A 26,816-nucleotide genomic window follows, 5' to 3' on the forward strand; every position below is an offset into this window, starting at 1 on the left:
GCTTTTATTTTACGGGAATAAAAGCATAAGGAGGAGCAGTGCATGGCTCGTTATACCGGACCAACATGGAAAATTTCCCGCCGCCTTGGCATCTCGTTGAGCGGCACGGGGAAAGAATTGCAAAAACGCCCGTATCCGCCGGGTCAACACGGCCCTGGCCAACGGCGGAAATTGTCGGAATATGGCTTGCAGCTGCAAGAAAAGCAAAAGCTGCGCCATATGTACGGCGTGAACGAGCGCCAGTTCCGCAAAACGTTCGATGAAGCGGGCAAAATGCCGGGCAAACACGGCGAAAACTTCATGATTTTGCTCGAGTCGCGTTTGGACAACCTCGTCTACCGCTTAGGGTTGGCCCGCACGCGCCGCCAAGCCCGCCAGCTCGTGACGCACGGCCACATTTTGGTTGACGGCAGCCGCGTCAACATCCCGTCGTACCGCGTCAAACCGGGGCAAACGATCGCCGTCCGCGAAAAATCGCGCAACTTGCAAGTGATTAAAGAAGCGATCGAAGCGAGCAATTACATTCCGGATTACTTGACGTTCAATCCGGAAAAAATGGAAGGCACGTATACCCGCCTGCCGGAGCGCTCCGAACTGCCGGCGGAAATCAACGAAGCGCTCATCGTTGAGTTCTACTCGCGTTAAGGCGCAAAAAAGATCCGAAATGCATCGGCATTTCGGATCTTTTTGTTTAGGCGTAGCGAATCAAATAATACTTTTTCTTTCCGCGGCGGATGACGGTAAACCGCCCTTCCAAGCGGTGCTCGGCGGTCAGGACGGCGCCCACGTCTTGGATGCGCTCCCCGTTCACATAAATGGCGCCGTTTTGGATATCTTCGCGCGCCTGCCGTTTCGACGGCGAAATACCGGCGGCGACAAGCAGCTCGACAAGCGGAACGTCGGCTCCTTCATGAACGAATGACGGCACATCTTTGAAGCCTTGTTCAATTTCCGCCGCGGTCAACTTGGCGATGTCGCCGCTAAAGAGCGCTTCAGAAATGCGGATTGCTTGCCTGAGCGCCTCTTCGCCGTGCACGAGCTTTGTCACTTCCTCGGCAAGCGCCTTTTGCGCCGCCCGCTTCTCCGGCGCCTCGCGCAGCTCTTGCTCAAGCGCCTCGATTTCCTCTTTTGACAGGAACGTAAAATATTTCAAGTAACGGATGACATCGCGGTCGTCGGTGTTGATCCAAAACTGGTAAAACTCGTACGGCGACGTTTTCTCGGGATCGAGCCAAATCGTGCCGCTTTCCGTTTTGCCGAATTTTGTGCCGTCCGCCTTCGTCACAAGCGGGATCGTCAAGCCGAACGCTTTCGCCTCGCTGTTTGTTTTGCGAATGAGTTCAAGCCCGGCCGTAATGTTGCCCCACTGGTCGCTCCCGCCGATTTGCAGACGGCAGCCTTCCGTCTCGTACAACTTCAGAAAGTCATACGCCTGCAGCATCATGTAGCTGAACTCGGTAAAGGAAATGCCCGTCTCGATGCGCGACTGCACTGACTCTTTCGCCAGCATGTAATTGACGCTGAAATGCTTGCCGACATCGCGCAAAAACGAGATCACATCCAGCGGCCCGATCCAGTCGTAATTGTTTTTGATTTTCGCCGGGTTGTGGACAGCCGTAAAGTCCAACAACCGTTCCAACTGCCCTTTGATGCGGGCGCTCCACGCTTCGACCGTCTCTTTGGCATTGAGCGTGCGCTCGCTTTTTTTCCCGCTCGGATCGCCGATCAATCCAGTGGCCCCGCCGACTAGCGCAATCGGTTGATGGCCTGCCTGTTGGAAACGGCGCAGCGTCAAAATGGCGGCCAAGTTGCCGATGTGCAAGCTGTCGGCTGTTGGGTCAAACCCGCAATAAAGCGTCACTTTTTCCTCGTTCAGCAGCGCTCGGAGCCCGTCTTCGTCCGTCGTTTGGTTGACGAGCCCGCGCCATTGCAATTCTGCAAGCAAATCCATGTCCTTCACCTCTCTATGGAATGTTCTACATAAAGAAAACACCCGCCCTGTATGAAGGGGCGAGTGTTCATCGCGGTACCACCCTACTTAGAAAGCCATAGGCTTTCTCGCTCATTTCGGTAACGGCGCATGCCGGCCAATGGCTACTAGGCCGCCAGCGGCGTGGTCCTCCGCGCCAGCTCCGTCGCAAAACGGAGCCGATCCTCATTTGACCCGACCGCAAAAAACGAAACCGTTCGCCATCGCTGCTCAGGGAGGTAATTCACGCCTGCCTTTGGGCTGGCTCGCACCGCCCGCCAGCTCTCTGCACCAGGGAGACAGCCGCTACTTGTTCCCGTCATGGCTTTGTCATGATGAAGATATACTTTCTTTTACCATATGCGGCGCTCCATGTCAACTAGGTGCACGCAACGCCCCGACCAAAATTTGCGTCCTTTTTCGTCTTCAGCAGCGAAAAAACGGCAAAATTCCACAACAGCCGCCAGCGGTATGGTATACTTATAGAAACACCGATTGGCCAAGATAGGGGGGCCGTCATGAAACACCAGCCGTTTCCACTTTCTTTGGAAAAAACGTGGCATTATTTTTCACGTACTTACCGCCTCGTTTGGAACACCGTCTTCGCGTTGCTCGTCGCCCTGCTTTGTCTCGCCTGCTTTGCTGTCGGCGCGGGCGCGGGCTATTTCGCGTTTTTGGTCAAAGATATGGACGCCCCTTCACGCGAGAGCATGCACAGCGCGATTTCCAGCTACGAGGAGACGAGCCATATGTATTTTGCCAATGGGGTCTATTTAGGGCGCTTCCGATCGGATCTCGACCGCGAGGCGGTGCCGCTGTCTGATGTCTCCCCGTATGTTGTGCAAGCCATCATCGCTACCGAGGATGAACATTTTTACGAGCATCACGGGGTCGTTCCGAAAGCGGTCATCCGCGCCATGTTCCAGGAGCTGACCAACTCGCCGATCAAAAGCGGCGGCAGCACGCTCACGCAGCAGCTCGTCAAAAACCAGCTGCTCACCAGTGAAGTGTCGTTTGAGCGCAAAGCGAAAGAAATGCTCTTGGCGCTGCGATTGGAAACGTTTTTTTCCAAACAACAAATTTTAGAGGCGTATTTGAACGTCGTGCCGTTCGGCCGCAGTTCCTCGGGCCGGAACATCGCCGGCATTCAGGCCGCCGCGCAAGGAGTGTTTGGCGTTAACGCCAAAGACCTCAACCTCGCCCAAGCCGCCTTTTTGGCCGGCTTGCCGCAAAATCCGTTCGTCTATACGCCGTTTGCGCCAGACGGCAGCGTCAAACCGGACATTTCGGCCGGGCTGCGGCGGATGAAAACCGTGCTCTACCGGATGAAACGCGCCGGCTACATTTCCGAGGAGCAGTACAACGAGGCGCTGGCATACGACGTCGCCAAGCATTTCGCCGCTCCGAAGCCCTCGCCGTTCGAGCAGTATCCGTTTTTGACCATGGAAATTGAGCGGCGAGCCAAAGACATTTTAGCGGAGGTGCTCGCTAAGCGCGACGGCCACCAACCGGCCAAACTGAAGCGAAATCCTTCTCTGTTCCGGCGCTACGTCGGTGAAGCCGAGAAAGCGCTGCGCCAAGGCGGATACCGAATTTACACGACGATCGACAAGGACCTGTATGAGCAAATGCAGCGCGTCGCCGCCCGCTATCCATACTATGGAAACGACAACGTCTATTACGCGAAAGACAAACAAACAGGCAAAACGATCGCCCATCGCCAGCCTGTGGAAGTCGGGGCGATGCTCATCGAAAACAAAACCGGCAAAATCCTCAGCTTTGTCGGCGGGCGCGACTATAAGCGCGAACAGCTGAACCATGCCACCCAAGCGCACCGATCCAACGGCTCAACGATGAAGCCGCTCTTGGTGTACGCACCGGCGATGGAAATGGGCATCGTCCAGCCCGCTACCATCATCCCTGACCTTCCGCTGTCCATCGGCTCTTACAAACCGAAAAACGCGGATGGGAAAACGCACGGGCTCGTCACGGCGCGCTATGCCTTGCAGCAATCGTTCAACATCCCGGCCGTTCGCGCCTACATGCGAATTCAGCATCGCGACCCGGTCGACTATTTGCACAAAATGGGGATCACCAGCGTTGCCAAGCAAGAGGAAAGCCATCCGGCCTTAGCGATCGGCGGAACAAACGTCGGCGTCACCGTCGAAGAAAACGTCAACGCCTACGCAACATTCGCCAACTACGGCACGTTTGTCGATGCCTATATGATTGAAAAAATCGTTGACAAGAACGGAAACGTCGTCTATCAACATCAAAGCAAGCCCGTTTCCGTCTTTTCCCCGCAAACATCGTACTTGATGATCGACATGATGCGCGATGTGCTCCATGGCGGAACGGCTTCTTCACTGCCCGGCTATTTAGCGTTTTCCGCCGACTGGGCCGGCAAGACCGGCACGTCGCAAGACAACCGCGATTCGTGGTTTGTCGCCGTCAACCCGAACGTTACGTTTGGCGTTTGGATCGGCTACGACCGGCCGGCGCCGCTGGAAACGTATTATAAAGGACTTTCCTATGGGAAACGTACCCAACTGTTGTGGGCGCAGTTCATGAACGCCGCCTATCGGGTTCATCCGAAGCTCATCGCTCCGCGGGAGCGGTTTGCCATGCCCGGAGGCATCGCCCGGCGCGCCTACTGCGCCGCCACCGGCCTCAGCCCGTCGGAGGCGTGCCAAAAAGCCGGGCTTGTCCGCTACGATTTGTACAATACGCGATTTGCGCCCAAAGAAGGGAGCGGCGCCGATTTGACGGAAAGCCGGCTCGTGGTCATTGACGGACGCCGCTACTTAGCGTTGGCGACGACGCCAGAGGAGTTTGTCACCCGCGGAGTCATCGTCCAGCCCGAGCTGCTCTCCGCTTGGGGAGTGGCGGAAGACGACTGGGACGGAATGGATTTCACCGCTGCGGTGCTCAAAGAAAACGGCCATCCGCCCGCCCCTCCGTCCGCGCGTCTTGATGGCCACACCCTTGTCTGGACGCCCCACCGCGAACGCGATGTCATCGGGTATCGCGTCTACCGAGTGGACGATGGCGGAGCGCGGCGCGTAGTGGCGGTGGTGAAAGCCGGGGAGCCAACGGCGTTTTCCGCGCTCGAACCCGGGGCATCGTACGATGTCACGGCAGTGGACATCGCCGGCCAAGAATCGGCGCCATCCAATCTCGTTTCGCGGCCGGCTGCCGAACGACCCGCACCGCCGGCCGCCGAGGACGGGGCGGAGAACGACATTCCTCCCCATTCGGAAGCAGCCGAGGAAGGGACGAATGCCGACTGATCCCTTCGTTGTAAAGCCGTATCCACGATTACATCACCAGCTTCCTAAGAGGAGCACAACAGCCAACAAAAGCAGCTGATACGTATCTAGTAAATAAAGAGGGTGTCCCGACCCCGTTGGGACACCCTCCCTCATTTCTTCGTTCGACCCTACTCGCCCCGTTTGTTTCACTCGGCGTGGCCCCGTTCGAATGCAACGGTGCGCTTCAGCTCGCCCTTATTCTTTGCTTTGTCCTTTCTTGAGCACGTTCTAGGAGGCCGGTGATTTAAGGGAGCAAGTCGCTTATCAAGCCTGTTTCTCAAATAGAAAAGCCTTGTCGCATCGGAATCGTCTTTCAAACGCTCCCCCATTGCCGAAAAGAAACAACCGCTTTTCACCAGCCGTCTAGCAAATGTTCAGTCTTCCATCGTCGACAAGTCGCCGGTCGGCAAGTTGAGCTCCCACGCTTTTAAGACGCGGCGCATAATTTTCCCGCTCCGCGTTTTCGGCAGTTTGTCGCGGAACTCGATCTCGCGCGGCGCCGCATGGGCAGCGAGCCCTTGTTTCACAAATTGGCGAATGTCCTCTTTCAGCTCCTCAGACGGCTCGTACCCTTCACGAAGCGCGATAAACGCCTTGATGATTTCGCCGCGCACCGGGTCTGGCTTGCCGATGACACCGGCTTCGGCCACCGCCGGATGCTCAACGAGCTTGCTTTCGACTTCAAACGGCCCCACGCGCTCACCCGACGTGTTGATGACATCATCGACGCGCCCTTGGAACCAGAAGTAGCCGTCTTCATCCATGTAGGCCGAATCGCCGGAGACGTACCAGTCGCCGATGAAGTATGATTCATATTTTTGCGGGTTGTTCCAGATCGTTTTCATCATCGACGGCCAGCCTTTTTTGATGGCCAAGTTGCCCATCCGGTACGGCGGCAGGACGTTGCCTTGGTCGTCGATGATCGCCGCCTCAACGCCCGGAATCGGTTTCCCCATCGATCCCGGCTTGATGGCCATGCACGGATAGTTGCAGATCAAGTGCGCCCCTGTTTCCGTCATCCACCACGTGTCATGGATGCGGCGGCCGAACACTTTCATCCCCCAGCGAATCACTTCCGGGTTGAGCGGCTCGCCGACGCTCAAAATGTGGCGGAGCGAGCTTAAATCGTATTTTTTCACGATCTCATCGCCGGCGCCCATCAGCATGCGGAACGCCGTCGGCGCGCTGTACCAAACGGTGACGCCGAAATCTTGAATCGTTTGATACCAAGCGTCCGGGCTGAACCGGCCACCGACGACGACGCTGGACGCTCCGCACAGCCATGGGCCGAAAATGCCGTACGATGTCCCGGTCACCCAGCCCGGGTCGGCCGTGCACCAGTAAATGTCGTCCTCTTTTAAGTCGAGCACCCATTTCGCCGTTTGATAGTGTTGGATCATCGCGTTATGGACGTGCAAAACACCTTTCGGCTTGCCGGTTGAACCGGAGGTGTAATGCAAAATCAAGCCGTCTTGGCGGTCGACCCATTCGATGTCAAAGTGCTTGCTCGCTTCCTTCATCCGCTTTTTCAAATCGATGTACGGCCCTTCCTCGGTGATGCCGTCTCCGACCAAGAAAACGTATTTCAGCTCCGGCAGGTCACCGACCGGCACGCGCGGCAGCAGCTCCGGCGTCGTCACGATCGCTTTCGCCCCGCTGTCTTCGAGACGGTCGCGCACCGCGCCTTCCATGAACGCCTCAAACAGCGGTCCGACGATAGCGCCGGTTTTGATGATGCCAAGAACAGCAAAATACAGCTCCGGAGAACGCGGCATAAAAACAAATACGCGATCGCCTTTTTGAATGTCAGCCGTCTGTCTCAACACGTTCGCTACTTGGTTGGACAGCTCCTTCATTTCTTTGAACGTATATTTTTCATTCCGAACCGCATCGCGGTAGTAAAGCGCCACTTTATTCTTGCGGAACGATTCGGCATGGCGGTCGATCGCCTCGTACGCCATGTTGACTCGTCCCGTTTCATACCAAGAAAATGCTTTCTCAGCTTCCGACCATTGAAAATGGGGATATGTGTCCTCATAGCTTTTCAAGTTGTAATCCCCTTGTACAGCTGGCAACAGTTCCGTCTTCATTCTCCGATCCCCCCTATGTAAGTGATTACATTTCTATTATAGTGGATCATTCACAGTTTCTCAATTTTTAAAATATTCCTCGTCCTCGCTTTTTTGAATTTTTTTTGAATCGACCCTTATGACAGCGTTTTCACGCCTATTTTCATGTATAATGGAAGCAGAACGATCGATTCAGGTGGTGACCGAATGGAGCATCGAAAAACTTATAATGCCAAAGAACTGAAAACACCAAAAGGAACGCTGCTCATCGAAGGGCCAGTGACGCCGGAAGCGTTGGCCCGCTATGCGTTTCACCATGATTTGACGTCCTTTCGCCAACCCGAGAAACAGCACCGCGCGCTCATCGACATCGCCCGTCTTCCCGAGGGGCGCATCATTATCGCCCGCCGCGGCGAAACGATCGTCGGCTATGTGACGTTTTTGTATCCCGACCCGCTCGAGCGGTGGTCGGAAGGGAACATGGAAAATTTGCTTGAACTGGGCGCCATTGAAGTCATCCCCGAGTTTCGCGGGTTTGGCGTCGGCAAAAATTTGTTGATCGTCTCGATGATGGACGATGCCATGGAAGACTACATCATCATTACAACCGAATATTATTGGCATTGGGATCTAAAAGGCACTGGGCTGAACGTATGGGAATACCGAAAAGTGATGGAGAAAATGATGAACGCCGGCGGACTTGTCTGGTATGCGACCGATGACCCGGAAATTTGCTCGCATCCGGCGAACTGCTTGATGGTCCGCATCGGCAAACGGGTCGATGCCGAATCGATCCAACGGTTCGACCGGCTTCGGTTTATGAACCGCTACATGTACTAACATATCGGATGCATAAAAAGCCGGTGACAAACCGCTGCCACCCCCGATCGGCGGCGTTTCCATTCAGAAGAGAAAGCGGATTCTGCAAGGTTTTTCTAATTGAGAAATGAGCGGAATCAGTCGTTTTTGCACTAAATCAACAGCCTCATAAAGGGAGAGGGAAACGATGCTTGTTGAGCAAATCATGAAATCGCCGGTCGTTACGCTCCGCGCCGCGAACACGATCGCTGAGGCGCTGCAGCTGCTTCGAACGCACCGCATCCGCCATTTGCCGGTCGTCGATGACGAAGGGCGCTTGATCGGGCTTGTCACCAGCCGCGATTTGCGCAGCGCCAGCCCGCCGATTGACGATCTTCACAAACAGCTCGATGACCTGCAAAAACCGGTCGGCTCCATCATGAACACCGACGTCATCGTCGGCCATCCGCTCGACTTTGTCGAGGAAGTAGCCGCGCTCTTTTACGAACACCGCATCGGCTGCCTGCCGATCGTCAACAACGGAAAACTCGTCGGCATCATTACGCAGACGGATTTGTTGCGCACGTTCGTGGAACTGACCGGCGTGCATCAGCCGGGATCGCAAATCGAAATTAAAGTCCCGAACGAAGCCGGAATGCTCAGCAAAGCGGCGGCCATCATCAGCGAGCGCCATGTCAACATCGCCAGCGTCCTGTTGTACCCGGACCCGGACCCGAACGACAAAATTTTAGTCTTCCGCGTGCAGACGATGAACCCGCTGCCGTTGATCCGCGATTTGCAAAACGCCGGCTATCACGTGCTATGGCCGAACTTGCCGGGGGTTACGTCATGAGTCAAAACTGCGCCTTTGTCTACAGCGAGGATTTTCTTCAGTACAAATTTCATGACGACCACCCGTTCAACCAGCTGCGGGTCAAACTGACGCATGATTTGCTGCGCACGCTCGGCGCTTTGGATGATCGACATATCATCGCCCCGCGCATGGCGACGGACGATGAACTTGCGCTCATTCATGACCGGTCGTACATTGCGGCGGTCAAAGCAGCCGGGCGCGGCGAACTGCCGGAGACGGTGGCGCTCAACTACGGCCTCGGCACAGAAGATACGCCGGTGTTTCCAAACATGCATGAAGCGAGCGCTCTGTTGGTCGGCAGCACCCTCACCGCCGTCGACGCCGTGCTGTCCGGGCGGGTGGAGCACGCGCTCAACCTTGGCGGCGGCTTGCATCACGGGTTTCGCGGCAAGGCGTCTGGCTTTTGCGTCTACAATGACAGCGCGGTCGCCATTCAATATATCCGGGAAAAATACGGGCTGCGCGTGTTGTACGTCGACACCGACGCCCATCACGGGGACGGGGTGCAATGGGCGTTTTACGATGATCCGAACGTCTGCACGTTCTCGATTCATGAAACGGGCCGCTACTTGTTTCCAGGGACGGGAAATGTCAACGAACGAGGCCATGGGGCGGGGTATGGCTATTCGTTCAACATTCCGGTCGATGCGTTTACGGAAGATGAATCATGGCTGGCCGCCTACACGACCGCCCTCCGGGAAATCGCCGATTTTTTCCGTCCCGACGTCATCGTGACGCAAAACGGAGTCGATGCCCATTACTATGACCCGCTCACCCATTTGTCGGTGACGATGAAAACGTATCGGGTCATTCCAAGACTTGCGCATCAAATCGCTCATGAATATTGCAGCGGACGCTGGATCGCCGTCGGCGGCGGGGGCTATGACATCTGGCGCGTCGTGCCGCGGGCATGGGCCCTCCTTTGGCTGGAGATGACCGATCAAGCCGATGTGTTCGGCCCATTGCCGGCCGCTTGGCGCGAACGATGGCAACCGCTTTCACCCGTCGCGTTGCCGCTCGAGTGGGATGACCCGGATGATTTGTACCCGCCCATTCCGCGCCGAGCGGAAATTAACGAAAAAAACGCCCATACGGTGGAAAAGGCGTTGTCGTTCATCCGCCGTTCCCATTCGAACCAGCTGTAGTCGTATGTTAGGCGGCAAAGCGGACGCGGCGATGTCCTGAACGCCGGCCGCTGCCGACACCCCCATGCCGGACGACTTCGGCAGCTGGCGGTCCGCCCCGCTCGCCGGGCGAACGGCGCCTCCTCCTTTCCTGCGCGGCTTCGCGCCGGCGCTTGGGATGAAGACTTCTGAGGCTGGTTAAAAGCCGCCGGCCTTCACGATCGGCAAACATCCCGCTTGGCAAAAGAGCGGAACGAATCTTTTTTGCCCCCGCGAACGAAAACGGCTGATTCCGAACGCGTCTAGGCGTGGAATCAGCCGTTTTGTCATTTCGTTGACTCGCGTACCTCGAGTCGGTGCGGCAACACAACGATATGGTTGTCAACCGGCTCTTTGTTCATATACTTCGTCAACAGCCGCATCGCCACCGCCCCGATGTCATACATCGGCTGGACGACGGTCGTCAGCCGCGGCCGCACCATCGTCGCCAATCGCGTGTTATCAAAGCCGACGACTTCCAAGTCATCCGGCACGCGCACCCGATGGTCTTGGGCGCTGTGAATGATGCCAAGCGCCATTTCATCGGTGCCGGCAAACACCGCCGTCGGCCGTTCGGCAAGCTCGGCGATTTTTTCATACGCCTCCAAGCCCGAGTCGTACGAGTTGTCGCCCTCGATGACGAGCTCTTCATCATACGACACCCCGCGCTCCTCAAGCGCCCGGCGATACCCGGCCAACTTCCGCTGGTTGATCGGGTCGTCGGTCGGCCCAGTCACGTAGGCCACGCGGCGGTTTCCTTTTTCCAACAAATACGTCACCGCTTCAAACGCCGCCTGCTCGTAATCGATGTTCACCGACGGAATCTCCTCCGGCCCCATCGTCGCCGCCAGCACAATCGGCACGGACGACTTTTGAAATTCGGCGGCGTGCTCCTCGGTGATCGTCCCGCCCATAAACAAAAGGCCGTCCACTTGCTTGGCGAGCATCGTATTGAGCAAATGCAGCTCCTTTTCCTTGTTTTGATCGGAGTTGCTCAAAATGATGTTGTATTTGTACATCGTGGCGATGTCCTCAATGCCGCGGGCCAGCTCGGCGAAGAAGATGCTCGAAATATCCGGGATGATCACCCCGACCGTCGTCGTTTTTTTGCTGGCGAGGCCGCGCGCCACAGCGTTCGGGCGATAGCCAAGCCGCTCGATCGCTTCAAGCACTTTTTTCCTTGTCGATGGTTTGACGTTCGGGTTTCCGTTGACGACGCGCGAAACGGTCGCCATCGAAACGTTCGCCTCACGGGCCACATCGTAAATCGTTACGGTCATTCCGTTCACTCCTTTTTACTCGATCCGATAACCGGTGAATTCCGAATGTATGTACACCTATCATACGATACATTATCGCCAACTCGCAACGAAATCGCAACCATTTTGCCGGTTTGTTCACAAACCGTTCACGAACGACGCCGCTTGACAACAACGGGCGAAAACAGCGGATTGGTTCACAAACGACCGTTCACAGGTAGCTTTCCCCAAACAATCACCGGGCATGAGAAAAGCCGCCCATCAAATGGACGGCTTTTTTCGGCGGACCCTGTCCGGCGCAAGCCGGGGGAGCCGCGTTACGCTTGAACAAACTGGCGCTGGAAGGCGCGCACTTCCCGCATAAACTCATCAAACTGGGCAAGGTCCATTTGCTGGGCGGAATCGGACAAGGCGACAGCCGGATCGGGATGCACTTCGGCCATAACGCCGTCGGCGCCGATCGCCAAGGCGGCTTTGGCGCATGGGAGAAGCAGATCGCGCCGCCCGGTCGAGTGGGTGACATCGACGAACACCGGCAAATGTGTTTCTTTCTTCAAGATCGGCACAGCCGAGATGTCGAGCGTGTTGCGCGTCGCCCGCTCGTACGTGCGGATGCCGCGCTCACACAAAATGATCTGCCCGTTTCCTTGCGACATGATGTACTCGGCGGCGTTGATAAACTCTTCGATCGTCGCCGCCAAGCCGCGCTTGAGCAAAATCGGCTTGTTCACTTGACCGGCTGCCTTGAGCAGCTCGAAGTTTTGCATGTTGCGCGCGCCGATTTGAATGACATCAATATAATCCAAGGCGGTTTCAATATCCGCCGGTGTGACGATTTCACTGATGACCGCCAAATCAAATTCATCGGCGATCCGTTTTAAAATTTTCAGCCCTTCCACGCCGAGCCCTTGAAAGTCGTACGGCGAGGTGCGCGGTTTGTAGGCGCCGCCGCGCAGCAATTTAATGCCGTGCTTCTTCACCGCGGCAGCGACAGCGGCGACCTGCTCATAGCTTTCGACCGCGCACGGCCCCATGACAAAATACTGGCTGCCGTCGCCGATTCGCTCCCCTTTGATCTCGACGATCGTGTTTTCCGGATGTTTTTTGCGCGAGACAAGGAGCGCTTTCCGATGGTCGTCCTCCTGCAGTTCGAGCGCCGCTTTGAAAATCTCCTTGAAAATGTGCTGCAGCGTTGACGTTTCAAACGGCCCGTCGTTATGCTCGGAGATGAGGTCGAGCATCTTCCGCTCGCGCACCGGGTCATAGCGGTGCGTTCCTTGCGCCTCTTTGATTTTGCCGATTTCCTGAACGAGCCGCCCCCGTTCATTGATCAGCTTCAGCAGCTGCAAGTTGATCTCGTCCACGCGTGCCCGCAGCTCGTCTAATCTGTCATTGCTCATGCTTCCCTCATCCTTTCCCCAATGTCGTGCATCATTGCGCCGCCCAGCGGCACCCCCGTCATGGCGAACGGAGTTTTATAATTAGTGTTTATTATAATCGATAGCCGCATCGTTGTCACGAAAAAAATGCTTTTTTAATTAAACGCTTTTAAGCATTAAAGCAAAAAAACAAAAAACGAGGGCAGACGAGCTTGGCGAGACAAGCGCCGGACAGCCGGCGATTGTGAAGGAACTTGCTTTGTGCGTCAAACAACGAGCGGCCGGCCACCGCCAGCCTCGTTCATCCCGTGCTGGCGACAATAGCCGTCCGCTCGTCTGAAGAAATCAGCTTCCCGCCGCCGTTTCTAGCGTCGCGTACGTGATGTTCCCATGCGAGGCGTGCCAAACGACGCGGCCGTTTTCAAACAGCAACGCTTGCGGCGACTCGTGCTTCACCCCGGTCGTCTCGGCAATATGGTTGGAAAGCGGGCGCGCCTCTTGGACGTACAAGCAATATACGGGCAGCTCTGGATGGTCGGCCGCAAACGTTTCGCATTCGCGGAACGCCGCCCGACTGATCGGGCAGGTCAGGCTGTGCTTGACGAACAAAAAGCGGCCCGTTTCACTCTTGAGGCGTTCAAACTGTTCGATCGTCTCCAGCTTCTCCATGCCCATAGCTCTCCCCTTCTTTCGGCGGCTTCACGTTTTTCTCGGCATCATCCAAGGCCGTTTCCGCTTCTTTCAGAAGGCGTTGGAGCGTGTCGCGGTCAATGTTTCCTGACGCCGCCACGTCTTTCATGTTTTCGGCCATCTTCGCCACGTTGTCAACGGCATTTCCCGCCTGCGCCGCCACCTCATCCGCCGCTTGTTCCACCTTCTTGGCGGCTCGATCTGCGACCTGTTTGGCGCGCGGCGCCGTTTCGCTGATCGTTTTTTCCACCGTGGTCATCATTTCTTTTGCCGTATGTTTCATTTGAGTGGCCGTTTCTTTGAGTCTTTGTTTGGCGTTGGCGGCTGCTTCCTTTGTGGCCGCACCGACATTCGACACCATTTCGTTCGCTTTAATCGGGATGTATTCTGCCACTTCTTTCGTTTTTTCTTTCGCCGTTGTCAAAAAGTCGGTCGCCGTATCTTTGACCGGCTTCCATGCTTCTTGATCGCCCCATTCGGCGAGCCATTTCCGCCCTTTTTCGCTCGTCAAAAACAGCGCCGCCGCCGCGCCGGCCAAACCGCCAACCAGTGCGCCAAGCAAAAAGTTATTGTCTTTGCCCATTGATTTCAACCTCCTTGCCTGATTGTTTTCTTCTCCATTTTGCCCATCGTTTGCGGAAAACATTTGCCTTTTGCAGCGTTTCCCACCATTTCATTTTCGATGAATCGGCCGCGCGCAAAAGCGTGGCCGCCGTCTGGCGCAGGGCGCGATTGGCCAATTTCAGCGCCTCCCCGGTTTCCCCAACGGCTTCCACCACCCCGGAAAGGGCGTGAACGTTTTTTTGCACATCATGGGCAACCCTGTTGGCCGTCTGCAAAAGCTGGCGCATTTCCCCCGCCACCGCTTGCACTTGCTCATCCGTGTGGCCGATCATTTCCGTTAAGCGCCGGAGCGTCTCCTGCAACACCGTCAGCGTTTTCGCTATGTAAACGGCCAAAAGCGCAAAAGCGAGCGCCACGACAGCGAGGCTTGCATACAACATCCACTCCACTCCATTTCCTCCCCTCTTCTGTTTTTTTACCCTAATGGTTTCGACTTGAAACAGAAGCGGGCCTTCCCCTCCTTGGCCCGCTTGCTTGACGGTCGTCAGGCGGAAAGAACGACCCGCTCATACGCCTGCTGGAATTTTTGAATGTCGCCGGCGCCCATAAACACCAGCACCGCGTCTTGATGTCGCTTGAGCACGGCGACATTTTCTTCCGCGAGCAGATGTGAACGCGGAATTTCCGCCTGCAAATCGCGGATCGTCAACTTGCCTTCATGTTCGCGCGCCGAGCCGAAAATGTCGCACAAATACACGTGATCGGCTTGCCGTAAACTTTCGGCGAACTCGCGCAAAAACGTTTGCGTCCTTGTATACGTATGCGGCTGGAAAATGGCGACGACTTCACGCCCCGGATATTTTTGCCTAGCCGCTTCTAACGTCGCCGTAATCTCGCGCGGATGGTGGGCATAATCATCGATGAGCACTTGGCGCCCAACCGTCTTTTCGCTGAACCGGCGCTTCACTCCTTGGAACGTTTGCAGCCCTTTGGCGATCACCTCGGCCTCCACTCCCTCATAGTGGCAAAGGGCGATCACCGCAAGCGCATTGAGCACATTGTGAGTGCCGAAGCGCGGAATGGCAAACGAAGCAAAAAACGTGTTGCGCACAAACACGTCAAACGCCATCCCGTCCGACGTTTTCACGATGTTGCGCGCTTGAAAGTCGTTTTCTTCGCCAAGCCCGTAAAACAACATCGGCACTTTCGCTTGAATGTTCGGCAAATACGGATCGTCTCCACAGGCGACGATCGCTTTTTTCACCTGATTCGCCATTTGCTGAAACGCCGAAAACACATCGTCAATATTGGCGAAATAATCAGGATGGTCGAAATCAATATTCGTCATGATTGCATAGTCTGGAAAATAGGATAGGAAATGCCGGCGGTATTCGCACGCTTCAAAGATGAAGTATTGGCTGCCAGGCTCCCCTTTTCCCGTTCCGTCCCCGATTAAATACGACGTTGGATGCGCTCCTTGCATCACATGAGCGAGCAACCCCGTTGTTGTCGTCTTTCCGTGCGAACCGGTCACCGCAACGCTTGTAAACTGGCTGGCCAACTCGCCCAAAAAGCGATGGTAACGGATGACAGGAACGCCGAGCTCGCGGGCCGCCTCAATCTCCTCATGCGTATCCGGAAACGCGTTGCCGGCAATGACGATGCAGCCCGGGCGAATATTGTCTTTCGAAAAAGGCAAAATCGGAATGCCCCGCTCCTCAAGCGCCCGCTGCGTAAAAAACCATTTTTCCACGTCCGAGCCTTGCACGGTATGGCCAAGGCCGTGAAGCACTTGGGCAAGCGCACTCATCCCCGTGCCTTTAATGCCAACAAAATGGTAAACGGTCATCGCTAAGCCCTCCAACCATCGTCTCTCTGTAAGACAGTATATGATCTCACACTCGTTTTGCCATTTCTTTCATCCGGCTGTGCCGGTCGTTTCATTTTCCCATTATAGCATGATGCCGGCCAAAACACTACCTTGACCGGCCCGCGCCTAGCCGCCTTGCCCGCGCCGGCGCTCCCATTCTTCCTCGCTCATCAACACCTCGCGCGGTTTGCTGCCGCGCGCTTCAGAGATCAGCCCTTGCTCTTCCATCATCTCGATCAATCGGGCGGCGCGGTTGTAGCCGATGCGGAAGTGACGCTGCAAACTCGACGTCGATGCCCCGCCTTGCGCGATGACAAACCGGCACGCTTCGTCGAACAAATCGTCATCTTCTTCGCCAAACGCCGCCGCTTGGCGAAAATCGTCCGGGCTGAACAGATAGGAAGGGCTTTGCTGCGCCTTTACATGCGCGGTCACCCGCTCGATTTCTTCATCGGAAATAAAACAGCCTTGCAGCCGAATCGGTTTGGCCGATCCATTTTCCAAAAACAGCATATCGCCGCGCCCTAGCAGCCGCTCGGCCCCATTCGCATCCAAAATGGTGCGCGAATCCACTTGGGAAGAGACGGAAAACGCCAAGCGCGTCGGGATGTTCGCTTTGATCAACCCAGTAATGACATCGACCGATGGCCGTTGGGTGGCGATCAGCAAATGAATGCCGCACGCGCGCGCCTTTTGCGCCAGCCGGCAAATCGATTCCTCGACATCGGCCGGAGCGGCCATCATCAAATCGGCGAGCTCGTCAATGACGATGACGATATACGGCAGCGGTGGCTCACCGCCGCCGGCTTCGTGAAGATGGCGGTTGTACTTTTCGATGTCGCGTACGCCGGCATGGACAAACCGTTCATATCGCCGCTCCATCTCGCCGACCGCCCATTTGAGCGCCCCGGCTGCCGCCTTCGCCTCGGTGATCACCGGGCTGAGCAAATGGGGCAAGCCGTTGTACGGAGCGAGCTCGACCATTTTCGGATCGATCAACAGCCATTTGACTTCATGAGGGGCGGCTTTATACAACATGCTGACCAGCATGGCGTTCATGCAGACGCTTTTGCCCGAGCCGGTCGCTCCGGCAATCAATCCGTGCGGCATTTTTTGAATATCGGTGACAACCGGCGCGCCGCTGATGTCGAGCCCAAGCGCGACGGTCAACGGCGAATGACGATCGCGGAAGGCGCTGCTTTCTAGGATTTCTCGCAGACGCACCGGACGGCTCGCGGGGTTGGGCACTTCGATGCCGATCGTCCGCTTGCCGGGAATCGGCGCTTCGATCCGGATGTCTTCCGCCGCCAAGCTGAGCTTGATGTCATCGAGCAAACTGGTGATTTTGCTCACTTTCACCCCTAAATCGGGCTGCACTTCAAATTGGGTGACGGTCGGCCCTTGGGTCGCTCCGACGACGTTGGCGCCAATATGGAAGCTTTCAAACGTCCGGGCGAGACGGGCGCACTGTTCCGCCAGCCATTGCTCATCGCGGACGTCCAGTTCCGCCGGAGGGTCAAGAAGCGCAAGCGGCGGCCGTTGATAGCGGTTCGGGCTGGAAGCGGTCTTCTCAGCCAGCTTGCGCCGGTCCTGCTGCAACATGATGACATTATACGGGATGCGGATCCGCTCCACTTCGGGAGAAACGGCCGCCGGCTCGCCAACGAACGCACTGCCGTCGCTTTCATCGAGCCGTTCTTCCGTCGGAGCCCGATCCGCGTTCGGAACGGCTTCTTCGACTGCCGGCTCCCCCAACTCCGCAGCGCGCCATCGCGTTCCGGTGTCGCTAGACGGTTGGGCGCTCCCATCGTTCATCTCGTTCGGCGGCTGGCGATGCGAGCCGGCGCTTTTGTCCGCTTCAGTTTCCTCCGCTGCGGTCGACGGCCCACCCGGCCGAACGTTTCCGCGTTCCAGCGCTGTCCGCAGCCTAGCGCTTTCCCGTTCCGGCGCCAAGGAGACCGCGTTCCGCTCCTCCACCGCTTCCTGTTGTTCGCGTTTCTGCTTATGATAGCCAAAAACGGGAGAAGGCACATCGGACGGTCGGAACGGCCGCTTTTCTCCTTCTCTTCTCATCGCACCGCTCGCTCGCTGACGGTTGACGTTGTTCCGGACTTCTTCTCCTTCGGGCCGCTGCGGCGCCTCCCGCCTTTCGGAAGACGGATCATCCGGAATGAGCGGGAAACGAAAACGGCCTTGCGGATATCGATCGCCACCGCTTGCCTCGCCCTCGTCAAACGTTCCGGCCGACGGAAGGCGACGAATGGGCGCCCCGCTCTCTTCCCTCTCTTCCTCGCCTGTCCAAAAACGAAGCCATCGTTTCCACCAATTCATCGATTCATTCCACGCTTTCTTTCTAGGGGCCGAACGCCGGCCCGGTGACCCGTTCCGAGCCGCTTGCCCCGCTTGGTTACTGCTGGGAAAAGACGGGAAAAAACGCCACCGGAACTTCCAGTGACGTTCGTTCGCCGCCTGCTAAAAACGAAACGGTTGACCGACTTCGTACTCGTCGGAAAGCACCAAAATGCCTTTTTCCTGCGGAGCGTTCGGCAATCCGAGCTCACGCGCCGAGCAAATCATGCCCGATGACCGGACGCCGCGCAGCTCGCTTTCTTGAATGACGAGACCGCTTGGCATGACCGCGCCGATTTTCGCGACGACGACTTTTTGCCCTTCGGCAACGTTCGGCGCCCCGCAGACGATTTGCAGCACCTCATCGCCGACATCGACTTGGCAGACGCTCAACTTGTCAGCGTTCGGATGCTTCGCTTTTTCCTTCACATGCCCGACGACGAATTTCGGCGACAAGTCCGCGTCAATCTGGTCATCACAGCCGTTTTTCGCCAAAATATCATTGATGATGCCGACGAGTTCCTCGTTCACTTCCAGCGGGCCGTTTCCTGAAAACGGATAGTAGGAAGAAGCGGAAAAAATATTATAGCCGACCGTCTCGCCGGTGCGCTCAGAAACGATGCGGACGACGTCTCCTTGTTTCGTAAACGCCCGCTCCTCGTCAGCCGTCGGCTTTAGCGATACGAGCAGCACATCGCCGATCCCTTCGCGGTTGTAGAACACGTTCATCGCTGGACTCCTCCTTATTTACGTTCTCCGTTTTTTTCCTAAAATGAAAATCGGTTCGAGTTTGCCGTTTTCGTATAAAAACGACAGCGCCGTGACCGGCACGCGGCCGCCGGCAAAAAAGCTCATCGTCATTTGCGCGAGCACATCGTAGCCGATCTCATTGCGCAAATCGGCAAGAATGAGCACGTCTTGATGCGGAACGGCCAACGCCATCGTTCCTTCGATGCGCTTGTGCATTTCGGCCAAAAACGCATCGTTTAGAATTCGGCTCGCGTCATAGCCGTCGTTCGTGTTGACAAAATAAAACACGTTGCCGGCGACGCGGTCTTCTTTGACCGGCGTCGGCAGCGAGCGAACGTTAAAACGAGCGATCTCTTTCACCCGGTCGCGGCTCCATCGCTCGCTCTCAATCATTCGTTCGTCAATCAAACGGTACGTTTTCCCTCGATCAAGCGCGTAGTAAACGCGCGTTTCCGCCGTATGATCGTCATATAAAAGCGGAACGCCTTCTTTCGTTTCCGTCGGAAACGACGTCGAGCGAATGACGGGATAAATGTTCCGTTCGTTTCCGGAAAGCGTTGCCGCTTCCTCCATCGTTTTCAACGTTTCTTCCACGTAATAAATGACTTCGCGCACCGCTTCGTCTTTTTGTTCGTGCCACTTGGCGATCACGCCGGGAAGCGAGATCGTCACCCCTTTTTTCGTGCGGCGGTCTTCGATGCGCATCGTGTCTTGTTGGGCATCAAAGTGGAACGTCCAGTGCGGATAAGTTGCGAGACGTTCCTTGATCATTTCATACATTTGCCGGCTGTTCATCCGTCTGCCTCCTTGTTTTATGGCGGCGCCAGCGATTCTCCTTTATCATACCGTGAACGGACCGTTTTGACAAAAAAATTCGTATTGGCCAGCCAACAGCGCGACGATATGGGAAAACATCGCCGCGCGGTCGATGCGTCCGTTCGTAAATACGCCGACCGCCCCTTCCTTTGTGCGGATATTCCGCCGCCCTGTATACTCCTCCATCAGTTCGCCGAGCTCGCGCCCCGCCTCAAGCCCGGCGCCGATCTCCGGCGGCAAGGCGAGGCGCGCGCCGCCGGCCGCGACCGTCACGCCGTTTCGGTCAACGAGCGCTCCCCAGTTGCAAAGCCACCATTGCCCGTCGATGTTCATCACACCGCCCTCAAGCCCGATGCCGATGTCCGCCTCTATCGCTTCCAGCGCCCGCTTGGCGCGCTCGATCGCGCCACGCCGCGTTTCTTCGTCCGAAAGCGGCTGAGCGGAGACGCCTGAGGGCACCTCAAGCGGAATGATGCGATCCGTCTCCCCGAACACCGCGCGGACGGCGGCGATTTTCGCTTCGTTCTTCGTTCCGACCGCAATTTTCTTCATTACTCATCCTCCTGGCATGGAAAAGGAGAAGCCGATGCTTCTCCCCCTGATCTGTTTTGCCTCTTTGCCGTCATTCGTTTTTGTTTAGCTGTTGGCCCGGATCGCTTCAACAGTTGCCCGGTCGCACCGTTTGACAAGCTCAACGATGAGCGCTTTCGCCGCCGCATAATCATCGATGTGAATGATCGCGGCATGCGTGTGAATATAACGGGCGCAAAGGCCGATCACCGCCGACGGCACCCCGCGGTTGGCGATATGAACCCGTCCGGCGTCCGTTCCTCCGCCTGGGGAGATGAAAAACTGATACGGAACGCCAATCGTTTCCGCCGTATCGAGCACGAACTCGCGCATGCCGCGGTGCGTCACCATTGTCCGGTCGTACAAACGGACGAGCGCTCCTTTGCCGATCTGGCCAAACGCCTGTTTGTCGCCGGACATGTCGTTTGCCGGGCTCGCCTCAAGGGCAAAAAAGATGTCCGGATCGATCATCGTTGCCGCCGTCTGCGCCCCGCGCAGCCCGACTTCCTCTTGGACCGTGGCGCCGGCATACAACACGTTCGGCACCGTTTCCTCTTTCAGCTCTTTTAACAGCTCTATGGCGAGCCCGCAGCCGAACCGGTTGTCCCACGCTTTCGCCATCACCGTTTTCCCGTTTGCCAGCACCGTGAACGGGCTGACCGGCACGATCGGCTGCCCCGGACGAATGCCGATCCGCTCGGCGTCCTCACGGCTTTCCGCGCCGATGTCGATGAGCATCTGTTTGATTTCCATCGGTTTATTCCGCTGCTCGTCATCGAGCAAGTGCGGCGGAATCGAGCCGATGACACCGACGACCGGCCCGTCATTCGTGATAATTTGCACGCGCTGGGCGAGCAGCACTTGATTCCACCAGCCGCCGAGTGTTTGAAAGCGGATCATGCCGTTGTCGGTAATCGCCGTGACCATAAACCCGACCTCGTCCATATGGCCGGCGACCATCACCGTTGGGCCCGTCTCGTCGCCGCGCTTGACGCCGAAAATGCTGCCGAGGCGATCTTGAATGATTTCATCCGCGTATTTGGCGAGCTCGTTGCGCATAAACTGCCGCACCGCGTGTTCATGGCCCGGCGCTCCCGGCAGTTCGGTCAGCGTTTGAAACAGTTGCCGTGTTTCTTCGTTCATCACCGTTCTCCTTTCTTTTTCCCTTCCGCTTTGCTTACATCGTTCGCCAACATCGGCTATACTAAACGATAGCAAAGCAAAAGGAGGAATGTGCACATGGCTTGGAAAAAATGGCTCGTTGGCGCCGCCGTCGGTGCCGCGGCGCTGTACATGGCGCGCGCTTCCGGCCGCCCTGCGCTTCTTTCGCCCGAACGCGCGCTGAAGCTGGCAAAACAAGCGCTCGGCGGGGCGCACCCGATTCGCGGCTCTTGGATTCAAACCCATCCCGAGCGCTATGAAAAAAACGGGTTGACGTACACCGTCTACCGCGGCGGCCTTTGCCGCGATGACGGGGATGACGAGTTTTGGGTGAACGCGTACACCGGCGCCATCGTTGACACGCGGCCGTTATAGCGACGGCCGGTTGCGCTTCACCTGTTCCGCGATCGCGCCGTCCTCCCCCCATTTGACCGCCCGGTAATAGGCATCGTGGTAAAACGTAAACCACGCGTTCCGCTCGATGCCGTACGGAAGCCACCGCTGTTTGGCGAAAATCGAATCCATCGGGTAATCGTCATACGCCATCACCCAAAGGACGTTTTGATGGGCGTGCGTGCCGAGCAAATCGCCGAGATGGATCGCCATTTCCCCCTCCGATTCGATCAAGATGATCGCATGGCCGGCGCTATGCCCGCCGGTATGTATGAGGCGAATGCCGGAGACGACTTCCGTTTCTTTCGCAAACGGCACGACTTGGTCGGCGATCGGTTCCCAATTTTCTTTCCAATACGTGTTGCGCGAGCGAATGTTGGGCTGGCGCATCTCTTCCCACTCGACCTCCGAAGTGATGATGGCCGCGCGCGGAAACGCCGGTACGAGCCGGCCGTCTTCCCAAACCGTCAGCCCGCACGCATGATCGAAATGAAGGTGGGTCATGAGAACAACATCAATGTCGTTGCGCGTCAACCCAAGGGCGGCGAGCGAGTCGTCGAGCGCCGATTCCTCGGTGACGCCGAAATTGCGCTTTTGCTTCTCAGTCAGCTTGCCGTTGCCGATGCCGGACTCAATGAGCAACCGCTTGCCGCTGGCCTCGACCAAAATCGGGTCGGTGCGCAGCTCAATTTGATTGTTGGCATTGGGCGGATATTTTTTCGACCAAAGCGGCTTCGGCACAACGCCGAACATCGCCCCGCCGTCAAGATGTGTGACGCCTCCGTTTAACCATGTTAATGTCACTTGTCCGACTGTCAATTGCTCCATGCTCCTCTCCCCCCTTTCTTTAGTGTACCATTTTCTTCATCGGGTGGAAATCAAAAAGAGAGGGATGCAAAAAGAGCGCCCTCTCTCGTCTATATGTGCTTGCTGGTTGTTATGTCGTGACATACTCCCACCGCCTACGCGGACGGTTAAAAGGCTGGTGATTGAAGGGAGCCGACCTTCCTTTTTGAGATGGAACCGGAATTCATCTCCTCTTTTCACTTTGTTTTGAAGTGGGAGACTTCTTCCGTTAGGTAAGTTAAAAGCAGGCTGAATCGGCGGCCTTAACCAAGAAGCGCGAGACCGCTTCTTCCATTAGGTTAAAAGCAGGCGGTCACCCATCCGTCCTCTCCGGCCGCCGCGCTGGTCCGCTACTTCCGTTAGGTTAAAAGCAGTCCCCTTTCTCGGCCAGCGCCGATCATGGCCGCCTAGGCGGGCGCACCGCCTCGCAGCGATAAATGCGGTTCCCTTTTAAGGAAAATTTTTCCTCGTACTCCGTCATGACGTTGCCGACGACATCGCTCCGATGCAAATCGAGCTGAACGGCGGCAAGCACAAATCCGTATTGGGACAAGCTGACAAGCGAGTATTCAAAAAACGACTGATTGTCCGTTTTCAAATGGATGTCTCCGTCTTCTGCCAAAACGCGCTCATAGAGCGACAAAAAACCTCGATGCGTCAGACGCCGCTTTTCGTGCCGCTTTTTCGGCCACGGATCGGAAAAGTTCAAATAAATGCGGGCGACTTCTCCTTCGGCGAAAAAGGCGGTGAGGTCTTTGGCGTTCGCATTGAGCAGCTTGACGTTCGGAAGCCCGCTTTCGATCAGCTTGTCAAGCGCGGACACGAGCACGCTCGGGTACAGCTCAATGCCGATAAAATTCATATCGGGGTGAAGACGGCCCATTTCGGTGAGAAACTTCCCTTTCCCCGTGCCGATCTCTACATGAATCGGCCCGTCGTTGCCAAACAGCTCGCGCCAGCGCCCGCGCTGGGCTTCCGGATCAGGGATGACATGTTGCGGATAAGCGGCGATTTTGTCTTTCGCCCATGGTTTGTTGCGCAAACGCATATGGACACCTCTACTCATGTTCGATTTGTTGCCTTGAAGGAGTGGCAGTCAAAGAAGCAAACAGCCCAAAAGACTCGTGATTTCATCCTAGATCGTTCGCGCCCTCATCCATTTCTGGTTCGGACAACGCCCGAGTGAAAAGGTGTGTCATCGCCCGTCCCATCGGGTTAGATCGTTGCGCTCGCTTTCATTCCCCATCGAAAAAAGTGGGTTTTCTCGCTCGCTCTCTTATAAACGGCGCACCGCCGGGGCATGCTACAACCGTACCCATTTTGTGAAAGGATGGTGACCGACATGCCGCTCGACCACACCCACCAATTGACCATCCTCCGCGACATTTTGTCGGAACATCAACTCGATTGCTGCGGAACGGTGGCCGAATGCGAGCAAATCGAACGGCTTGTCAAGTCGCTGCTTGCGAACAACGAAGTGAGCGCAAATGTCAAGGACATTCTGCCGAACATTTATGCGTACGGACAAGGCGGGAAATTCACCGCCGATCTGAACGCCCACATTAGCGCGCACCAACGCGAGCTGGCTGACTGGGTGGACCAACTGTCGTAACCCGGCTCTGCTCGGCCGCTAATCGACCGGCTTGGGCCGGATCGATTTTTTTTGCCCAGCGGAGCTAGGCGGCGAGCCTGTTTCGGCCCCGCGTTTCTTCGTTCCCTCGCGCCAGCGCCCTCCCGGCGGGCGACCGCGTGGCCAAGAACTAGAAGGCTGGTGAAAAACAACCGATTCGCTCGATTGGTTAAAAATTCCAAGGGTGAAAGGGTAGCGTTGTTTGAGAAACAATGTTGGAAAGCGGTATTGCCCCTAAGTCACCAGCCTTCTAGACAACGGGTCCGTACGTTTCCTAAGTTCCGGGCCCATCCGCGCTCGCCGGGCGCCAAAGGGGCGAGGAAGCCGCCGATCACCGCCTTTCGCTTACGGCTCGCTCCGTTGATCCGGGCCATCTCGGACAATCCTCGCCACGGGCGACCTCTTTCGCTTATGGCTCCGCTTCGTCGCCAGCCAGCACCCGTTTCACTAAATGAAGCGACTGCTCCCGCTCTTTGTCTCGGTCTTTTCCCTTCGGCCAAAACAGCGAATGAAGCGCGTGAGCAAGCGTGTACCATTTGATTCGATGGGCAAGCCCCTCGCTCCACGCCAGCCCATAACGGTCAAGCCATGCGTTCCACCTAGCGCGCGGAATATATAAATAAAGCAGCATGCCGATGTCAATCGCCGGATCGCCGATGACCGCGCCATCCCAATCGATCAAATACAACGTGCCGTCATCAGCCAACAGCCAATTGTTATGGTTGATGTCGCAATGGCAAACGGCACGCTGATCGTCAGGCAGCGACAAAACGCGCTGTTCGAGCCAGTCCAGCGCTTTTCGAACCGAACGGTCCTCGCTCGGCTGGCGTTGCTGCTGCCGTTCCAGCGCAGCCAGCAGGCCGCTCGGGGGCAGCGGAGACTTGCCAAGCCGCATGAGCATGGCCGCCAGTTCCTTGGACGTATGAATTTTTCGGAGCAGCGCCGCCACTTGGTCGCTCCCCATCTCGCACGGCTTGAGCTCCCGGCCGTTTAGCCATTGTTGAGCCGTAAACACATCGCCGTTTTCCAACCGTTTTGTCCAGACGAGCTTCGGAACGATCCCTTCCGCCGACAAAACGGCAAGAAACGGCGAAGAGTTCCGCTTCAAAAACAGCTTTTTCCCTTCATACTCGGCAAAATACGCATCCCCTGTGGCGCCGCCAGCCGGAGTGATCTCCCACTCCTTACCTAATAACTGTTCCAAAGCTTGTTCACCTGCGACTTAAAAAATAGAAAAACGTGTCCGTTTGCTTCTTGCGCACAAATAAAAAGGACGGCCATGCCGCGTCCTTCTGCCGTTCATTTTACTTGTATTATACTGAAATACCGCCCCGGCATGCAAACATTTTTCGTGCCCGCCTCCATGCCGAAAACTGCCAACTTCCGAGCGAACCACCGGTGCCTCAAATACGTCGGGCGCGCTTTCATCGCTCATGGTCCGCCTTCCTCGCTATCCGCCCAGGCAAGCCGCTCATCGTAAAAACTGGCGCAATGGCGAAGCAACGCAGCCGCTGCCTTCAGCTGCCCATGGCGAAGCGGAAGCGGAGAACGGCGCAGCCGGGAAAACCATTCATCATAATTTCGCTTATCAATATAGTGAACGAACGGAAACAAACCGCCGCTGTCGATATAGCCATACCGGTTGAGGAGCACCGGGTGAAGCGGCCAATCGATCCCTTCTTTTTCAAAAATATCGGCCACGACCCGAACCGTTCGTCGCAGCGACGCCACCGGACTGACCCGCTTCCGCTCAACCGCTCCAGCTCGCTCGACCCAAAAGCGCCCGGTCGAGGCGATGATGATGTTGTCACGCGCTCCTTCAGCGAAGACGAGGCACCAAGCGGCCGTCGGCGTCACCACCACCGTGTCCAATTCCACCGCCGCCCGCCCAACGATGGCGACCGGTCGATAAAAACATAAATGCGTGTCTGGAAACCGCTGCAACAAATATTTCAGCGTTTCATCGCTGTATAGCGACTCATCGAAAGACGAAGCATGCCCGACCGTTGAACTCGCCCAACGAAGTTGCAGTGCGAACATCTCCTCAAGAAACTGCCGCTTCAATTCATCCAATGTCGCCGCTCCCGGCGGCGCTGTCGGCGGCTCGTCCGCGGCCTCATCAGCGCGCCGCCGCCGAAACAGCCGCTCCCACCATGACGGCTGATCAAGCCAATCTTCTTCCATTTCTGCCGCACCGTCTGTCCTCGCTCCGCCGTCGCGCTCCGCCTCCCATCGCGCCTTCGCCCGCTCCCACTGCCGCCTTTTCAAGCGGATGAATTCCGGCACATAATGATAAATGTCCGTTTCATAGCGAGAAATACAATCCCGCAGCTTGATGAGCTGTGCCATGGCCGC

The 26,816-nt window shown here is 56.6% G+C and carries 24 protein-coding genes and 1 other annotated feature; of the genes, 7 read left to right on the forward strand and 17 right to left on the reverse strand.

The window, feature by feature from the left end:
- Positions 1-42: 42 nt before the first annotated feature.
- Positions 43-645, forward strand: coding sequence for a 30S ribosomal protein S4 (gene rpsD / locus GC56T2_RS13700; RefSeq protein WP_033844357.1), 603 nt, complete (start codon positions 43-45; stop codon positions 643-645).
- A 46-nt stretch (positions 646-691) separates the two neighbouring features.
- On the opposite strand, the gene tyrS is transcribed toward rpsD, so the two are convergent.
- Positions 692-1,951 carry a tyrosine--tRNA ligase gene (gene tyrS, locus GC56T2_RS13705; RefSeq protein WP_144975934.1) on the reverse strand — a complete coding sequence of 420 codons (1,260 nt, stop codon included), beginning with the start codon at positions 1,949-1,951 and terminating at the stop codon, positions 692-694.
- A 52-nt stretch (positions 1,952-2,003) separates the two neighbouring features.
- Positions 2,004-2,301 (reverse strand) — a binding site (T-box leader).
- A gap of 186 nt (positions 2,302-2,487) precedes the next feature.
- Here tyrS and GC56T2_RS13715 point away from each other — a divergent pair.
- Positions 2,488-5,259 carry a transglycosylase domain-containing protein gene (locus GC56T2_RS13715; protein WP_144975936.1) on the forward strand — a complete coding sequence of 924 codons (2,772 nt, stop codon included), beginning with the start codon at positions 2,488-2,490 and terminating at the stop codon, positions 5,257-5,259.
- A 395-nt stretch (positions 5,260-5,654) separates the two neighbouring features.
- On the opposite strand, the gene acsA is transcribed toward GC56T2_RS13715, so the two are convergent.
- Positions 5,655-7,370 carry an acetate--CoA ligase gene (acsA, locus tag GC56T2_RS13720; RefSeq protein ID WP_033844360.1) on the reverse strand — a complete coding sequence of 572 codons (1,716 nt, stop codon included), beginning with the start codon at positions 7,368-7,370 and terminating at the stop codon, positions 5,655-5,657.
- Between the two features lie 186 nt (positions 7,371-7,556).
- Between acsA and GC56T2_RS13725 the strand changes: the two genes are divergently transcribed.
- The 3 genes from GC56T2_RS13725 (at position 7,557) to GC56T2_RS13735 (ending at position 10,166) form a co-directional block, all read left to right on the forward strand.
- Positions 7,557-8,189 (forward strand): GNAT family N-acetyltransferase, encoded by a 633-nt coding sequence (locus GC56T2_RS13725; RefSeq protein ID WP_144975938.1) that lies wholly within the window; start codon positions 7,557-7,559, stop codon positions 8,187-8,189.
- Positions 8,190-8,355: 166 nt separating this feature from the next.
- A complete protein-coding gene (locus GC56T2_RS13730) occupies positions 8,356-9,000 on the forward strand; it encodes an acetoin utilization AcuB family protein (protein WP_144975940.1) in 645 nt (214 codons plus the stop codon).
- Positions 8,997-10,166, forward strand: coding sequence for an acetoin utilization protein AcuC (locus GC56T2_RS13735; protein WP_144975942.1), 1,170 nt, complete (start codon positions 8,997-8,999; stop codon positions 10,164-10,166). Before GC56T2_RS13730 ends, GC56T2_RS13735 begins: the two co-directional genes overlap by 4 nt.
- A gap of 305 nt (positions 10,167-10,471) precedes the next feature.
- Here GC56T2_RS13735 and ccpA read toward each other — a convergent pair whose 3' ends face one another.
- The 11 genes from ccpA to GC56T2_RS13790 form a co-directional block, all read right to left on the reverse strand.
- Complete coding sequence (gene ccpA / locus GC56T2_RS13740; RefSeq protein ID WP_033021960.1) at positions 10,472-11,464, reverse strand: catabolite control protein A; 993 nt, start codon at positions 11,462-11,464, stop codon at positions 10,472-10,474.
- Positions 11,465-11,760: 296 nt separating this feature from the next.
- Positions 11,761-12,843 (reverse strand): bifunctional 3-deoxy-7-phosphoheptulonate synthase/chorismate mutase, encoded by a 1,083-nt coding sequence (locus tag GC56T2_RS13745; protein WP_033021961.1) that lies wholly within the window; start codon positions 12,841-12,843, stop codon positions 11,761-11,763.
- Positions 12,844-13,167: 324 nt separating this feature from the next.
- Entirely contained in the window at positions 13,168-13,497 is a 330-nt protein-coding gene (gene ytxJ / locus GC56T2_RS13750; protein WP_144975944.1) for a bacillithiol system redox-active protein YtxJ, read from the reverse strand.
- Positions 13,460-14,095: a hypothetical protein gene (locus GC56T2_RS18185; protein ID WP_144975947.1), complete on the reverse strand. Its 636-nt coding sequence runs from the start codon at positions 14,093-14,095 to the stop codon at positions 13,460-13,462. Before GC56T2_RS18185 ends, ytxJ begins: the two co-directional genes overlap by 38 nt.
- Positions 14,079-14,516 carry a DUF948 domain-containing protein gene (locus GC56T2_RS13760; protein ID WP_255516150.1) on the reverse strand — a complete coding sequence of 146 codons (438 nt, stop codon included), beginning with the start codon at positions 14,514-14,516 and terminating at the stop codon, positions 14,079-14,081. The genes GC56T2_RS18185 and GC56T2_RS13760 overlap by 17 nt, the downstream gene beginning before the upstream one ends.
- Before the next feature lie 104 nt (positions 14,517-14,620).
- On the reverse strand, positions 14,621-15,925 hold the full coding sequence (gene murC / locus GC56T2_RS13765; protein ID WP_144975952.1) for a UDP-N-acetylmuramate--L-alanine ligase: 1,305 nt from the start codon (positions 15,923-15,925) through the stop codon (positions 14,621-14,623).
- Positions 15,926-16,072: 147 nt separating this feature from the next.
- Complete coding sequence (locus tag GC56T2_RS13770) at positions 16,073-18,277, reverse strand: DNA translocase FtsK (protein WP_144975954.1); 2,205 nt, start codon at positions 18,275-18,277, stop codon at positions 16,073-16,075.
- Between the two features lie 141 nt (positions 18,278-18,418).
- A complete protein-coding gene (gene ytpR, locus GC56T2_RS13775) occupies positions 18,419-19,024 on the reverse strand; it encodes a YtpR family tRNA-binding protein (protein WP_144975957.1) in 606 nt (201 codons plus the stop codon).
- Between the two features lie 18 nt (positions 19,025-19,042).
- Positions 19,043-19,840: a DUF1444 domain-containing protein gene (locus GC56T2_RS13780; protein ID WP_144975959.1), complete on the reverse strand. Its 798-nt coding sequence runs from the start codon at positions 19,838-19,840 to the stop codon at positions 19,043-19,045.
- 45 nt (positions 19,841-19,885) lie between these two features.
- Complete coding sequence (locus GC56T2_RS13785) at positions 19,886-20,413, reverse strand: DUF84 family protein (protein ID WP_144975961.1); 528 nt, start codon at positions 20,411-20,413, stop codon at positions 19,886-19,888.
- Between the two features lie 84 nt (positions 20,414-20,497).
- A complete protein-coding gene (locus GC56T2_RS13790) occupies positions 20,498-21,574 on the reverse strand; it encodes a M42 family metallopeptidase (protein WP_144975963.1) in 1,077 nt (358 codons plus the stop codon).
- Positions 21,575-21,670: 96 nt separating this feature from the next.
- On the opposite strand from GC56T2_RS13790, the gene GC56T2_RS13795 reads away from it, so the two are divergent.
- Positions 21,671-21,967 (forward strand): PepSY domain-containing protein, encoded by a 297-nt coding sequence (locus GC56T2_RS13795; protein ID WP_144975965.1) that lies wholly within the window; start codon positions 21,671-21,673, stop codon positions 21,965-21,967.
- Here GC56T2_RS13795 and GC56T2_RS13800 read toward each other — a convergent pair.
- Both GC56T2_RS13800 and trmB read right to left on the reverse strand, forming a co-directional pair.
- Positions 21,962-22,813, reverse strand: coding sequence for a YtnP family quorum-quenching lactonase (locus tag GC56T2_RS13800; RefSeq protein ID WP_144975967.1), 852 nt, complete (start codon positions 22,811-22,813; stop codon positions 21,962-21,964). The two genes, GC56T2_RS13795 and GC56T2_RS13800, sit on opposite strands and share 6 nt — an antisense overlap.
- 415 nt (positions 22,814-23,228) lie before the next feature.
- The gene (gene trmB / locus GC56T2_RS13805) at positions 23,229-23,879 is read right to left on the reverse strand and encodes a tRNA (guanosine(46)-N7)-methyltransferase TrmB (protein ID WP_144975969.1); all 651 of its coding nucleotides are present in this window, start codon (positions 23,877-23,879) and stop codon (positions 23,229-23,231) included.
- Positions 23,880-24,173: 294 nt separating this feature from the next.
- On the opposite strand from trmB, the gene GC56T2_RS13810 reads away from it, so the two are divergent.
- Positions 24,174-24,443: a YtzH-like family protein gene (locus GC56T2_RS13810; protein ID WP_033844364.1), complete on the forward strand. Its 270-nt coding sequence runs from the start codon at positions 24,174-24,176 to the stop codon at positions 24,441-24,443.
- A 427-nt stretch (positions 24,444-24,870) separates the two neighbouring features.
- Here GC56T2_RS13810 and GC56T2_RS13815 read toward each other — a convergent pair whose 3' ends face one another.
- A complete protein-coding gene (locus GC56T2_RS13815; protein WP_144975972.1) occupies positions 24,871-25,665 on the reverse strand; it encodes a phosphotransferase family protein in 795 nt (264 codons plus the stop codon).
- Positions 25,666-25,892: 227 nt separating this feature from the next.
- A complete protein-coding gene (locus tag GC56T2_RS13820; protein WP_144975974.1) occupies positions 25,893-26,810 on the reverse strand; it encodes an NERD domain-containing protein in 918 nt (305 codons plus the stop codon).
- Between the last annotated feature and the right edge of the window lie 6 nt (positions 26,811-26,816).

Origin of the sequence: Geobacillus sp. C56-T2 (assembly GCF_007829715.1) — a bacterium.
Taxonomy (GTDB): domain Bacteria; phylum Bacillota; class Bacilli; order Bacillales; family Anoxybacillaceae; genus Geobacillus; species Geobacillus icigianus.